Below are 14,436 nucleotides of genomic sequence, written 5' to 3'. Positions count from 1 at the left end.
TAGATTTCTTCATAGCTAATCTTAGTATGTTTTTAATTTCAATATTTGTAAAATAAATATCTAAGTAACTAAAAGCATAACTAAACTACAGTTTCGTAAAACATTTTGAACACATTATCCCCTCTTACCAATAACATAAATATTGAAACAAACTTGATAAAATCGTATTTCAATCCACTATCGACTACCCATATGTAAAAATCCTTGAGTCAATGATTTAAGTTCCATATTAATCGAACGTGAACGAATCCCCAATTCTTTTACAAAATTTTGAAGAATATATCACTTTTTCAATGACGTTGAATAGAATTTAACTACCTGGGTAAATATCATAATGTAATTGCTAAAACTAACGTAATCTATACGTTTTTATAAATAAAAGGAGGACCTCATAATGAAATATATTGTGGTAGGTACATCTCATTCAGGATATGAAGTGATCCAAACATTGCTTAAAGAAGATGAAAATGCTGATATTCAAGTTTTTGAAAGTGCAGATCAACCGTCCTTTTTATCTTGTGGTATTCAAAGTTATCTTGAAGACATCTCATCATCATTAGATGATTTACATTACGCATCAGTTGACTCTTATAAGGCACAAGGTGTAAATATTCATACGAATAGCACAGTCACAGATTTAGATACTGACAATAAGACTGTTGTAGTTGAACACCAAGGTCAAACAGCAACTTATTCTTATGATAAATTGTTCCTAAGTCCTGGTGGCAAACCTGTTACCCCTCCAGTCGATGGAATTGAAAAATATAAACATGTATTATTTATGCGTGGACGTGATTGGGCAAATCAAATTAAAGAACGCATGAAAGATGCCAAAAAGGCTGTTGTAGTCGGAGGTGGCTATATCGGTATTGAAGCTGCTGAAGCTTTTGCTAAAGCAGGCATAGATACTACAATCGTAGATGTCGCTGATCGTATATTAAACACTTACTTAGATAAAGAATTTACAGACATATTAGAAACAAATGCACAGCAACATGGTCTTCATTTTAAAGGTGGCGAAACAGTACAATCAATTTCAGGAAATCAAAATGGCGAAGTAACTACTGTAGTTACCGACAAAAATGAATATGACGCAGATACTGTCTTATTTGCTGTAGGTGTCGAACCAGCTACCGAGTGGCTAAAAGATAAAATTGATTTAGGTAAGAAAGGAATTATAAACATTAACCACCAACAACAAACATCTGCTAAAGATGTCTATGCGGGTGGCGATGCGACATTAGTTCCTTTTGCACCAGTATCTGAGGATCGTTATATTGCATTAGCAACAAATTCAAGACGTCAAGGCGTTGTCGCAGCAAAAAACATGTTGGGTAAAGAAATGACAATGCCACGCGTTTCTGGTACTTCAGGTTTACAATTATTTGATTATAAATTTGGACAAACTGGCATTCACGGTACAGAAATCGATAATTATGATGGCAATTTAGGTCAAACATACGTAGAAGAATTGATTCGTCCTCAGTTTATGCAAGATGATACGAAAATTCATATGAAAATTATTTATGATAAAGACACTCACCTTATACTTGGTGGTCAAGTCATGTCAAAAGAAGATATTACTGCTTCTATTAACACAATTTCAGTAGTAATATCTGCTGGTTTCACACTTGAACAGCTCGCTGTCCAAGATTTCTTCTTCCAACCTGATTATGATAGACCTTGGCATTATCTTAATGTGTTAGCCCAACAAGCATTGGGAGATACATTTGGTAGCGATAAGATGTTATTCTAAATCTCTTAATCTGATAAAGGAAAAAGTACTTATCTATTGTTGTCCTAAGTTGATTTAACCTTTATCAGTTGATAGTTAAATTGCAAATACCAGTTAAACTTTTTCAATTCTATTCATCGGTGTTTCTGACGATATGATGCATTTAAGGAAAACCACTGTTACGATTTATTTACATTTCACACATCTAAATCATAGTTAATTACAACAATTATGTGATTTTTCATCATTTTCAAGTAGAAAAACTTGAGATAAAAAGTAATTTTTATCATACTGTATATGAAAGTTATATTAAGGAGTGGAAAGTATGAATAAAGAACAATTAGAAAAAATGACTCATGGTAAAGGATTCATTGCTGCATTAGACCAAAGTGGTGGTAGTACACCTAAAGCACTTAAAGAATATGGTGTGAATGAAGACCAATACAGTAATGAAGACGAAATGTTCCAACTTGTTCACGATATGCGTACACGTGTTGTAACTTCACCTTCATTTTCACCTGATAAAATTTTAGGTGCGATTTTATTCGAACAAACTATGGATCGCGAAGTTGAAGGTAAATACACTGGAGACTATTTAGCGGACAAAGGCGTTGTTCCTTTCTTAAAAGTCGACAAAGGTCTTGCTGAAGAGAAAAATGGCGTACAATTAATGAAACCTATTGATGATTTAGATGAAACTTTAGATCGTGCAAATGAACGTCATATCTTCGGTACTAAAATGCGTTCTAACATCCTTGAACTTAATGAACAAGGAATCAAAGATGTTGTTGAACAACAATTTGAATTCGCTAAAAAAATCATCGCTAAAGGTTTAGTACCTATTATCGAACCAGAAGTTAATATTAATGCTAAAGATAAATCTGAAATTGAGAAAGTTTTAAAAGCTGAAATCAAAAAAGGTTTAGATTCATTAAACGATGATCAATTAGTTATGTTAAAATTAACTATTCCTACTGAAGCTAACTTATATAAAGATTTAGCTGACCACCCTAATGTTGTACGTGTAGTAGTATTATCAGGTGGTTACAGCCGAGATGAAGCTAACAAATTGTTAAAAGATAACGATGAATTAATTGCAAGCTTCTCACGTGCATTAGCAAGTGACTTACGTGCTAGCCAATCACAAGAAGAATTCGATAAAGCATTAGGCGATGCTGTAGATTCAATCTATGATGCGTCAGTAAATAAAAACTAATCATTTATCAGTTCATAACGAACAATGTTTTATCTAAACAACATCACATTGTCTAGATAAATATTAAAACCGTGTGGTAGATTAATCTGACCACACGGTTTTTTTATACTTTACACACATATTGTCCTTTGATTATTCATCGAACGACATACTACTTTCGATAATTTTTTTAAATACGCCTAGTTGATAAGATGAAAAATCGTTTTGAGCACTTAAGAATGGCGCTGATGCAACTTCAACGTATTTATGATTATCGTCACTATCTAATTCCGTTGGTGAAAATAGATAATAAGCTAAGATGGCTGAGGAAATATCATTCTCTTCATCAGAATCACTGCCTAATATTGAAACTTGAGTGTATGGTTTCCCTTTATATTTCGTCTGTAAAATACCATATGATGTCGCTTTAGGATCTTTCAAACGCGTTAAATCTTCCAATGTCTTAACTTTTTCTAAGTCTTTAGCTTTAACCATTTTCTTTTTGTCTAAAGCAAAAAATCCAGGTTGAATATTTGTAGCTACTAATTTACCTTCTTTAAATGTTGCAAGTATTTGAGCGTAGGACATAGGTTGCTTATTTTCACCTGTTTTTTTACCATCTGGATCTACATACATATAATTGATATGCTTAATATTTTTTTCCTTACTTTTCATTCGTTTAATCTCTACACCTTTTTTATCTTTAAAGAACTTATTAACTTCTTCTATAGATGACCCTTTAGATTCTTTTGTGTATTTATAATCTGCAAGTGTTACCTTATCCACTAATTTTTTATAGTCTTCCCAGCCTTGCAATCCCGTTTTGTTTGTAAAACCTTTTTCTGTAATAAGTGCATCGATTTCATTAAGAACTGGCTTTTGTTTAAGATCCTTAGCTTCTTTTTCTAGTTCTTTATATTCGTCCTCTTTTGTATATTCAGTCGCCACATCCGTTTTTTTCTCCGAACTTTTTGATGATGACTTTTCATTAGAAGATTGATCTGAATCATTGCTATTCGAACATCCCACAAGAGCAATTGACATCACAATTAATAAAATTCCCCAAAATTTTTTCATATTCTATCTCCTTTTAATTTTTATATACAGAGAAATAACAATTAAATATTACTTAGTTTTAAATTGCTATTTATAAATTTATAATACACTATTTAAGGTTTTGAATATATAGTTATCTATACATATTTTTATTTATTAATTTTAAAAAATGAATTTTCATTAATTATCTATCAATTAAAGAAAAGATATGAAATATACTTTGTATTGAATTTTTCGCTGCCTTATCAAAGGATATGATAGTTAACGATCTTGATTTGAATCCCTTCCATCTGCAAATTAACACCATTGACTGTTAATATATAAAAATGCCTGAGACACTCATTGTCTCAGGCATTTATAAGATTAAATACAGCAACTTTACCTAATATGGATTAATAGATAACGCTATATCTTTTTATTTTGCTTTATTATAGAATCCTAATTCAAGATCTTTAGATGTTTGTTTACGTATTTTTCTCATTAATTGAACATCATCAATAAGTGATTCACCATATGAAGGAATCATTTTCTTGATTTTAGGTTCCCAGTCTTTCGCGTATTCAGGGAAGTTTTTCTCTAAAACTTCTAGTGCTACTGATACTGAAGTTGATGCTCCTGGTGATTCGCCTAGTAATGCAATAACTGAGTGGTCTTCAGAATTAACCACTTCAGTACCAAATTGGATAAATCCTTTACCATTCTCTTCAGTATCTTTAATAACTTGTACACGTTTACCAGCTGTATAAACTTGCCAATCTTCATCACGTGCTTCAGGATAGAACGTACGTAAATGGTTCATACAACCTTCTTTTGTCATGATGACTTGGTCAAATGAATACTTAATTAATGGTAAGTTTTTAACTGCAGAAGCAAGTAAAGTCGTAATGTTATATGGTTTAATTGATTTGAATAAATCCAAGTTAGAACCATGTTTTAGGAATTTAGGTCCCACGTTTGCAAATGGTCCAAATAATAATGTTCTTTCACCATCAATGTAACGTGTATCTAAGTGAGGTACCGTCATTGGTGGTGTACCAGGTGGTTCTTTACCATAAACTTTGGCATCGTGTTGTTCAATAACTTGCGGATTTGTACAAGCAATAAATTGACCACTGATTGGGAATCCACCTAAATGTTTACTTTCTGGAATGCCAGTTTTTTGTAATAATGGAATTGCGCCACCACCAGCACCGATAAACACATAATCAGTTTGATGTTCGAATACTTGTCCATTATTTAGATTTTTAATTTTAACTGACCATTTACCATTAGACAAACGTTCAAAATCAACAACTTCATGTTTGTATTGCACTTCAACGTTTGGTGAGTTTTTAAGATTTTGAGCCATTTTACGAGTTAATTCACCGTAGTTTACGTCAGTTCCTTCGTCTATTTTACTCGCTGCCATGTAGCCCTTATCTTCACGGCCTTTCATCATTAATGGAATCCATTTTCTCATTTCTTCAATATCTTCAGTATATTCGATATTATCGAACATAGGGAATTGCTTCATCGCTTCATAACGATCTTTTAAGAATTTAACGTTATTTTTACCACGAACAAAACTAATATGAGGTAATGGATTAATAAATTCTTTAGGATTTTGAATTTCTCCTGATTTAACTAAATGACCCCAGAATTGTTTAGAAATTTCAAATTGTTCATTAATTTCTTTAGCTTTTTCAATATCAATTGAACCATCAGGTTGTTGTACAGTATAGTTCAATTCACATAAAGCTGCATGTCCTGTTCCTGCATTGTTACGTTCATTTGAACTTTCAATACCAGGACGATCTAGACGTTCATATAAATGAATGTCCCAATCAGGTGCAATCGTTTTCAACATAGAACCAAATGTAGTACTTAGTACACCAGCACCGATTAACACGACGTCTTTTTTGTCAGACATAGCCATAATGTTCACCTCTTGTGTAGTAGTTATCATATTGCTTTCCAGCTAATTAGACGTCATCATTCTTGTTATATTACTTTATAACCTCAAAACCTTAGAAAAGAATCAAATCTAATAGCTTTTACATATCTATGTTAAAGCAAGCACTTTGAAAAGTAAATTGTTAATAGTAAATTTATGACAATTTTATGATATATATTTTTATGAACATTTAACGTTTAGCTAAAAACTTTTCAATATAAAATGCCGATTCCTCTATCGATTTATATTCTGTATTAATTACCGTTGCATTTAATTTTCTAAAAACTTCTTCAGCATAAGATAATTCTTTTTTGATACGCTCTAAACTATTGTAATTAGATTCTGAAGATAGCCCTAATGTTTCTGCACGATTACGTCGTATATTTGCGATATAATTGGGACTTGCTGTTAATCCAAATACCTTTAAATTCTTTTGTTGAAATACATTATCTGGAATAGCCACTTCAGGGACTAAAGGAATATTTGCAATCTTATATCCTTTATTAGCTAAGTACATACTTAATGGCGTTTTAGAGGTACGTGATACACCTACTATTAAAGCATCCGCTTCTCCAATATCTGTAAAATGCTTACCATCATCATATTTCACTGAATACTCAATTGCTTCTATACGCTTAAAATACTCATCATTAAGCTTACGCAACGCACCACTTTCCATTAATGGTTTAGCGTGTGTATGTTGTTTAATTATGCTAATTAACTCAGACATGTAATCTACATAGGGAATTTGATGTTCATTTGCAAACTGATGACCTAATGCATTAAATGACTCACTCACTAATGTTGTTGCAACAATTGCATTCTGTTCTTTAGCTAATTGTAAGACATTTAAAAATTCTTGTTCGTCCTTAATATATGGAAATTTCTTAATTTCTACTTGAGTTAAATCTGGAAACTGTGTCAGCGTCGCATGAATCATCCGTTGCGCTGTTTCTCCAATTGAATCTGAAACTATAAATAACTTTAATACTTCATTATTATCCTTCACCTTATCGCTCGCTTTCCTCCGCTTGACTCTGAGCTGTAGCTAAAATTGCACCCGGAACTCTAAATGGTGAACATGAAACATAATCAATTTCCCATTGGTTAAATTTACGAATTGATTTTGCATCGCCACCAAGCTCACCACATACACCAATTTTTATCTCTGGATTTGTATTTTTAGCTTGTTCAACAGCTAATTGAATTAGTCGTCCTACACCTTCTCTATCTAAAGTTTGGAATGGGTCAAGCTGTAAAATGTTATTTTCAGTATACACATTTATGAATTTTCCTGCATCATCTCTAGAGAAACCAAATGTCAATTGCGTTAAATCATTAGTACCAAAACTGAAGAAATCACAATGTTTCGCAAGGTCATTCGCAATCAAGCATGCTCTAGGCGTTTCAATCATAGTACCTATCATATATTGTATATCTTGTTGTGATTCTTTTTCTAAATGTGTAATTGTATTAACTAATCGTTCTTTTAAAGTTGTAAATTCTTCTACTGTTGACACGAGAGGAATCATAATTTCTGGTAGGCACGTTATGCCCTCTTTTTGAAGCTTAATAACACTTTCAATGATAGCTTCAACTTGCATCTCATATAACTCTGGATAAGTCACAGCCAAACGACAACCACGATGACCAAGCATTGGATTGACCTCATTTAAGTCAACGATTCGCTTGCGTAAGAACTCTGAAGATACATTCAGCTGTTGAGAAACATTGTTTATATCTTCTTCAGATGATGGTAAGAACTCATGTAACGGTGGATCAAGTAAACGAACAATCGTAGGTCTATCTTGAGATAATCTGAAAATTGTTTCAAAATCTTCTACTTGGTATGTTTTAATTTTTTCTAAAGCTTGTACACGTTCGTCATGATTTGAAGCTAAGATAAAACGGCGCATTTCTATTAAACGTTCAGGGCCAAAGAACATGTGCTCAGTACGAACTAAACCTATTCCTTTAGAACCAAAATTATATCCAGCTTTTATATCTTGTGGTGTTTCAGCATTCATTCTAACTTGCAGTCTTGCAATCTCTTCAGACCAAGTCATAAATTGATCGAACTCTTCACTATGTTCAGCATTGACTGTTTCAATTGCTCCTAAATATAAATCACCAGCTGAACCATCTACAGAAACGATATCCCCTTCATGTAATTCACCTTCAGGATAATATACTGTTTTGTTCACTGTATCTATCTCTACATTCGAACATCCTGTCACACAACATTTGCCCATTCCTCTTGCTACAACAGCAGCGTGTGATGTCATACCACCATGAGTTGTTACGATTGCTTCACTTGCTACCATCCCCTCAATATCTTCAGGTGATGTTTCCGGTCGCATTAACACTACTTTATTACCATTTTCAGCTTGAAGTTTTGCTTCTTCAGCAGAGAAGACTACTTTTCCTGTTGCTGCACCGGGACTAGCTGGTAAGCCCATTTTAGAAACCACTGTCGCTTGCTTTAATGATTCTTCATTAAAATTAGGATGTAATAATTGGTCTATTGATTTTACTTCTACTTTTGATACTGCTTCTTCACGTGTAATTAATTGCTCGTGAACTAAATCCACAGCAATTTTTATTGCAGCTTTAGCAGTACGTTTTCCGTTACGTGTTTGTAATAAATAAAGTTTACCATTTTCAATTGTAAATTCTATGTCTTGCATATCTTTGTAATGTTTTTCAAGTTGTTTGGTTACATCAACAAACTCTTGATGTACATCTGGCATTTGTTGTTTTAAAGTGTCAATATCCTTAGGGGTACGAATGCCTGCAACAACATCTTCACCTTGAGCATTAAGTAAGTACTCTCCGAATAAATGATTTTCTCCAGTAATTGGATTTCTTGTAAATGCTACACCCGTACCACTATTTTCACCACTATTACCAAATACCATTTCCTGAATATTTACGGCTGTACCAATATCATGTGGAATATCATTTAAATCTCTATATACACGTGCACGATCATTATCCCAAGATTTAAATACTGCTTCAATTGCTTCTTCTAATTGCTTTAACGGTTCTTGGGGAAAAGGTTTATATGCCTCTTCTACATAGATTTCTTTATATTTTTCACATATAGTTTGTAGTCCTTCTGCCGGAATTTCAGCATCATTTTGATAACGATGCTTTGTTTTAAAATCATTAAAATATGTATCGAAAGCTGTCATTGGAATACCATAAACAACCTCTCCAAACATTTGTAGTAAACGACGGTAACAATCATATGCAAATCGTGCATCATTTGTTTTGTCAACAAGCTTTTTTACATTATCATCATTAAGTCCTAAATTAAGAATTGTATCCATCATTCCTGGCATGGAAATTTTTGCACCACTACGTACTGATACTAATAACAAGTTATCATCAGAGGAAAAGGCTTTTCCTGTTCGTTTAGAAAAAGCTGCTAAATGATCAATTAATTGTGTCTTTACTTCTGTAGGTAGTTCTTCATTTTGTTTTAAATATGTAATACAAGCTTCAGTCGTAATTGTAAAACCATCTGGTACTGGTAGTCCGAGTCTCTTCATCTCTGAAAGATTGGCACCTTTACCACCAAGTAAGTCTTTCATAGCTATATTTCCTTCATTAAATGCATAAACGAATTGTGTCATTCTTGACCACCTCTTATTTTTTATTATGTCATACTATTTATTTACAAGTATGTCATAATAAAAAGAGAATTACAACATTTTTAAGAAAAGGCTTTCATTAAATTTGCTCTAAATATGTCAAAAGTATTAATTTAATGCTTTTTTATTCATGATTTTATTTTTCAATTCATCATTGATTAGGTTATACTCATGCAATCTAAAAAGCAGGGCAAAATTCATACTGAATTCCCTGTCCCATCACATTAACTAAATTAAACTAATGCATATTCTAATATTAGTCTCTGACAGTCAAAATAAAAAAACCTGAGACATTGTATAAGTGTCCCAGGAAATATTTTCATTCATGCTTAATGTGATGAATCTTGTTGTTTATATTTTTTTATTTCTGCGTCACGTAATTCAACACGACGTATCTTACCTGAATTTGTTTTTGGTAGATGTTCAACAAATTCAATTGCTCTTGGATATTTATACGGTGCTACTTCATTTTTACAAAATACTTGTAATTCTTGGATTAACTCATCACTTGCTTCATAATCATCTTGCAAGATGATAAATGCTTTAACAATATTTCCACGAATGTCATGAGGACTTGCAACAACTGCACATTCTTTAACAGCTGCGTGATTTGTTAGTGCATCTTCTACCTCGAAAGGTCCAATGGTATATCCTGAACTAATGATAATATCGTCACGGCGACCTTCGAACCAGAAATAACCATCATTATCAATATGAGCTTGGTCTCCAGTAACATAATAATCACCTGTTGAAGCTGCTTTTGTGCGTGCTTCATCTTTAAAGTAACCTTTAAATAAAGCCGGTAAGTCTAAAGGCACGGCGATATTACCTTTAACATTTGGACCAACCTCTTTACCATCATCGTCAATGACAGTAACAAAACTACCAGGTATACCTTTGCCCATAGAACCCATACGTGGTTCAGTATCTTTTAGAAATCCGATCAACAATGTACTTTCGGTTTGTCCATATCCATCTCGAACAGTAATATTAAAATGACGTTTAAATTGTTCAACAACTTCTCGATTTAAAGGTTCACCCGCAGACACCGCACTGTGTAAATACTCTAAATTGTACTGTTCTAAATGACTAAGTTTAGCCATCATACGATATTCTGTTGGTGTACAACATAGAACATTAATTTGATAATTTTGAAGTAACTCGAGATATGTTTCAGGGTGGAAACGACCGTTATAGACAAATGCTGTTGCTCCCATCCCTAATACAGATAAAAATGGACTCCACACCCACTTTTGCCACCCTGGTGCTGCAGTTGCCCATACAAGATCATTCTCTTGTATACATAACCAATGTTTTGGTGCCATTTGTAAATGGGCATACCCCCATCCATGTGAATGCGTTACTGCTTTTGGATTGCCTGTTGTACCTGATGTATAAGAAAGAATCGCCAAATCATCTCGTGTTGTATCTGCGCCTTTAAGGTCATCACTTACTTTTTCTTTTTCATCTTCTATTGAAACCCAATCTTCTTTGTGACCAGCTACTATAAATTTTTTTAATTGGTCATATTCTTTAACGTTTTCAAATTCTTTAGTTAGAGAATCAAATGAAATAACTGCATCAATCTCACCGTGAGTAATTCGATATTGTAAATCTTTTGTTCGTAACATTTCCGAACTTGGAACAATCGCTATCCCTAGTTTCAATGCTGCAATATATAATTCATATGTAACGATTGCACGTGGCATCATGATGAGAACTTTATCTCCCTTTTTTAGCCCATGATTGAGGAATACATTCCCTACTTTATTAGCATTACTGATAAGTTCTTTATAACTTACAGAAATATTTTCATGCTCGTTATCCTTGTAAATAATGGCTTTTTTATGATCTTCTGAGGCATATTTTTCTATTTCTGTAACAATATTATAATTCTCAGGTGCTAGTAAATTTGATTTATTCATAAGTGTACTTCCTTTCAATTCACTTTCATCTAAACATTACCAAAGGTTTATAATCTATCAAACCTCTTAAAAACATTCATATTATTCATCATCAACTAACAAATTTTCAAATAAGAAAAACCTGAAACATAAATTAATGTACAGGTTTATCATTAACTTTTTGATTGTTGACAATAACTTTTTGCTACATTCATTTATCTTATATTATTTGAACAAGTCAAATATACTTTTACGTGTGTACAATTCATTAAAAGCATCCACAAAATTTTATTCTTAATAAATTCAATGGCATATTATACTTTTTTATATTTTATCATTCATATATTCAACACAAATTTAGTTATTAAGACTTTCTAACTCTATTCTTATATTATAGGATAAATCTCTATTGACTATACGATGATCAACACCTTTTTGAGTTCCACGTTTTTTATGAGTTTGCGCATATGCTTGTGAATTTTGCCAATCATAGAAAGCTTGTCTACTGTTCCATAGCGTGATGATAATGTAATGTCTCCCTTTGACTACCGGTCTAAGAAATCTTAACGCTTTAAAACCAGGCACATCTTGCAAATGTTGATTTCGCTTTAAAAACCGTGACTCAAAAACCTCTTCATTACCTCCATTGACGAATAAGTGATTTAACACACAAAATGAATCATTAGATAAGCTGTTGATTGATTCTAATACTTCGTAGTGCTGCTGATCATTATTCTTTTCAATTGTGAATGAATTACTAGTTTCTTCTATTATATATGTTTTATTTGTATCGCTAATTAACATAAGACATCCCTTCATTTCAATTTAAGATTATAGGGCTACTTTACTTTGTTCATATAGTGATAGTGAGCGTTTTACAGCTTCAATACAATCGTCATCAAAATAATTTAACTGATTAAAATAGTTTAATATATTATGTGCTGTTGTTTCTTCCATAGGTAAATCTTCATCTTGGTTAATACATGTGGCTAGTTTACCTAGAGGTGTTTCATCACCAACGAAATTTTGTATAAAATGATAAAAACTCACCTTATCACCTCTTTAATATGATATAAATACATACTACCATGATTTAATATATAAAACATTAAATCCAAACCGACACTCTATGCACGTCACCTATACATATCAACACTATTTATATATTCTTACTGACATTTCGTGGTAAGAAAAGTCCGGATGATAAGGACTGCTGAAATTACCATTGATAGATTGAAACAAAAAACTTAAATTTTTATTTTGACGTTACCAAAAGTATCTTTTAAGCTTCCCTTAACAACTATAAATAACCCACAAGAAGTGTTGTTAGACTCACCACTATATTTATCGTATCTTTTCAATTTCCAAAAGAAGCTTGTATCGTAAAAACAAAATTTAATTATCAATTAGATAATTAACAAATCGTAATAACTATAAAATCGGTACCTAATTACAATGTATAGATACCTTTATATTCTTGATATTTCATACACCTTTTATTTCAAATAATCTAATACAATTGTACCCACTGCCTCTGCAACTACAAGCATAGATGTTTCATTGATATTAAACTTAGGATGATGGTGAGGGTACATAGGTCCATCTTCTGGTGCTGCACCCGAATAAATAAATGTTGAAGGTCTTTCTAACGCATAAAACGCGAAATCTTCTGAGGGTGGCTGCGGCTCACAAATATCTATTGCTTTTATGTCATCCAGCTTAGCATTTTTTAAAGTTGTTGCTACATAAGAAGTAAATTCAGGATCATTGTAAAGAGCTGGATAATCCTTTTTAAATTCAAAATCACAAATCACTCCGAACATCTCTTCTAATCCTCTGACTAGTCGTGTCATTTCATTCTGAATATTGTCTCTTGTATCATCAGTCAGTGCACGTACATCACCTTCGATTGTTATTGTATCTTTAATCACATTGAATTGTCCTTTCCCGTCGAAGGAACCTATTGTGACTACACCCGTTTCAAACGGATTTAAGCGTCTTGAAACAATGGTCTGTGCGGTCGTTACAAAATGCGCACCTGCTACAATAGCGTCATTCGATGTATGTGGGGATGAGCCGTGACCACCCTGACCTTTCACAACAAGTCTAAAATAAGCGCGTCCCGTTTGAACAAAACCTTCACGATAGTATATTTTACCTGTTTCCATCATACTCATCACATGTGCACCTAAAACATGGTCCACCCCTTCTAATACGCCGTCATCTATCATACCTTTCGCACCGCCCGGTGGCATTTCTTCTGCAGGTTGATGTATAATCACGACATTACCTCTCAATTGATCTTTCATTTCAATTAATGTTTCTCCAAGTATTAGCATGTACGCAGTATGTGCATCATGACCACAAGCATGCATGACTCCCTCATTTTTAGAAGCATAAGGTAATTCTGTTTCTTCTTTTATCGGTAGCGCATCAAAGTCAGCACGAATAGCGATAGTTTTTCCTGGATGTTTACCTGCGATGGTAACTTTAATTCCATTAGGACCCACATTCGTCTCAACTAAACAATCCTTATCTTTATAAAAGTTTGCAATATATTTAGATGTTTCATTTTCTTCGAATGATAATTCAGGATTTTCATGTAAGTAACGTCTTATTTCTTTCATTCTTTGCTCTTTTTCACGTAGATGTTGAACTAAAGTTTGATTCATCTTAATCCTCTCCTCAAGATTATTATAAACTTTAATTTATAAATATTGTTACACAACGTTTTAGAGATACATATCTTAATTTTTATATTTAAACAATCATCGTACAAATCTATCACAGTAATGTTACACACTAAAAAACCTGAGACAACAAGTTGTCTCAGGCTTCTATATGAGTAACCAATGAATAAGTTACAATTGTGTACACAACAATTTTTTAAAGTTAAGTCTTTATATACCGTAACAGATGATTGAATTCAATATGATTGCTATTATAATCTATTTCTG

Annotated in this window: 10 protein-coding genes; 2 read left to right on the top strand and 8 right to left on the bottom strand. The window is 32.7% G+C overall.

Annotated elements, in window-relative coordinates:
* Positions 1-394: 394 nt before the first annotated feature.
* Positions 395-1,756, top strand: a complete 1,362-nt coding sequence (locus HMPREF2576_RS10175; protein WP_002438035.1) for an FAD-dependent oxidoreductase — start codon at positions 395-397, stop codon at positions 1,754-1,756.
* Between the two features lie 304 nt (positions 1,757-2,060).
* Complete coding sequence (locus HMPREF2576_RS10170) at positions 2,061-2,951, top strand: fructose bisphosphate aldolase (RefSeq protein WP_001830665.1); 891 nt, start codon at positions 2,061-2,063, stop codon at positions 2,949-2,951.
* A gap of 132 nt (positions 2,952-3,083) precedes the next feature.
* Here the strand turns inward: HMPREF2576_RS10170 and HMPREF2576_RS10165 are convergent, their stop codons facing one another.
* The 8 genes from HMPREF2576_RS10165 to HMPREF2576_RS10130 all read right to left on the bottom strand — a co-directional run bounded on the left by HMPREF2576_RS10165 (position 3,084) and on the right by HMPREF2576_RS10130 (position 14,151).
* Positions 3,084-4,007 (bottom strand): hypothetical protein, encoded by a 924-nt coding sequence (locus HMPREF2576_RS10165; protein WP_001830655.1) that lies wholly within the window; start codon positions 4,005-4,007, stop codon positions 3,084-3,086.
* 394 nt (positions 4,008-4,401) lie between these two features.
* The gene (gene lqo, locus HMPREF2576_RS10160; RefSeq protein WP_001830651.1) at positions 4,402-5,901 is read right to left on the bottom strand and encodes an L-lactate dehydrogenase (quinone); all 1,500 of its coding nucleotides are present in this window, start codon (positions 5,899-5,901) and stop codon (positions 4,402-4,404) included.
* A gap of 208 nt (positions 5,902-6,109) precedes the next feature.
* Positions 6,110-6,928 (bottom strand): pyruvate, water dikinase regulatory protein, encoded by an 819-nt coding sequence (locus tag HMPREF2576_RS10155; RefSeq protein WP_001830630.1) that lies wholly within the window; start codon positions 6,926-6,928, stop codon positions 6,110-6,112.
* A 1-nt stretch (position 6,929) separates the two neighbouring features.
* Positions 6,930-9,557 carry a pyruvate, phosphate dikinase gene (gene ppdK / locus HMPREF2576_RS10150; protein WP_070856446.1) on the bottom strand — a complete coding sequence of 876 codons (2,628 nt, stop codon included), beginning with the start codon at positions 9,555-9,557 and terminating at the stop codon, positions 6,930-6,932.
* A gap of 347 nt (positions 9,558-9,904) precedes the next feature.
* A complete protein-coding gene (gene mbcS / locus HMPREF2576_RS10145; protein ID WP_001830656.1) occupies positions 9,905-11,500 on the bottom strand; it encodes an acyl-CoA synthetase MbcS in 1,596 nt (531 codons plus the stop codon).
* Between the two features lie 336 nt (positions 11,501-11,836).
* Positions 11,837-12,283: an antibiotic biosynthesis monooxygenase family protein gene (locus HMPREF2576_RS10140; RefSeq protein ID WP_001830617.1), complete on the bottom strand. Its 447-nt coding sequence runs from the start codon at positions 12,281-12,283 to the stop codon at positions 11,837-11,839.
* A gap of 27 nt (positions 12,284-12,310) precedes the next feature.
* Positions 12,311-12,529 carry a sterile alpha motif-like domain-containing protein gene (locus HMPREF2576_RS10135; protein ID WP_001830634.1) on the bottom strand — a complete coding sequence of 73 codons (219 nt, stop codon included), beginning with the start codon at positions 12,527-12,529 and terminating at the stop codon, positions 12,311-12,313.
* A gap of 446 nt (positions 12,530-12,975) precedes the next feature.
* On the bottom strand, positions 12,976-14,151 hold the full coding sequence (locus HMPREF2576_RS10130) for an amidohydrolase (protein WP_001830632.1): 1,176 nt from the start codon (positions 14,149-14,151) through the stop codon (positions 12,976-12,978).
* Positions 14,152-14,436 lie beyond the last annotated feature (285 nt).

The organism is Staphylococcus sp. HMSC063F05 (assembly GCF_001837075.1).
GTDB classification, from domain to species: Bacteria; Bacillota; Bacilli; order Staphylococcales; family Staphylococcaceae; genus Staphylococcus; species Staphylococcus epidermidis.
The sequence above is the reverse complement of the archived record's forward strand: the minus strand, read 5'-3'. Positions and strand labels throughout refer to the sequence as shown.

Coding starts and splice junctions, on each gene's coding strand:
- HMPREF2576_RS10175 (WP_002438035.1), top strand. CDS start 395: ATGAAATATATTGTGGTAGGTACATCTCATTCAGGATATGAAGTGATC.
- HMPREF2576_RS10170 (WP_001830665.1), top strand. CDS start 2,061: ATGAATAAAGAACAATTAGAAAAAATGACTCATGGTAAAGGATTCATT.
- HMPREF2576_RS10165 (WP_001830655.1), bottom strand. CDS start 4,007: ATGAAAAAATTTTGGGGAATTTTATTAATTGTGATGTCAATTGCTCTT.
- lqo (WP_001830651.1), bottom strand. CDS start 5,901: ATGGCTATGTCTGACAAAAAAGACGTCGTGTTAATCGGTGCTGGTGTA.
- ppdK (WP_070856446.1), bottom strand. CDS start 9,557: ATGACACAATTCGTTTATGCATTTAATGAAGGAAATATAGCTATGAAA.
- mbcS (WP_001830656.1), bottom strand. CDS start 11,500: ATGAATAAATCAAATTTACTAGCACCTGAGAATTATAATATTGTTACA.
- HMPREF2576_RS10140 (WP_001830617.1), bottom strand. CDS start 12,283: ATGTTAATTAGCGATACAAATAAAACATATATAATAGAAGAAACTAGT.
- HMPREF2576_RS10130 (WP_001830632.1), bottom strand. CDS start 14,151: ATGAATCAAACTTTAGTTCAACATCTACGTGAAAAAGAGCAAAGAATG.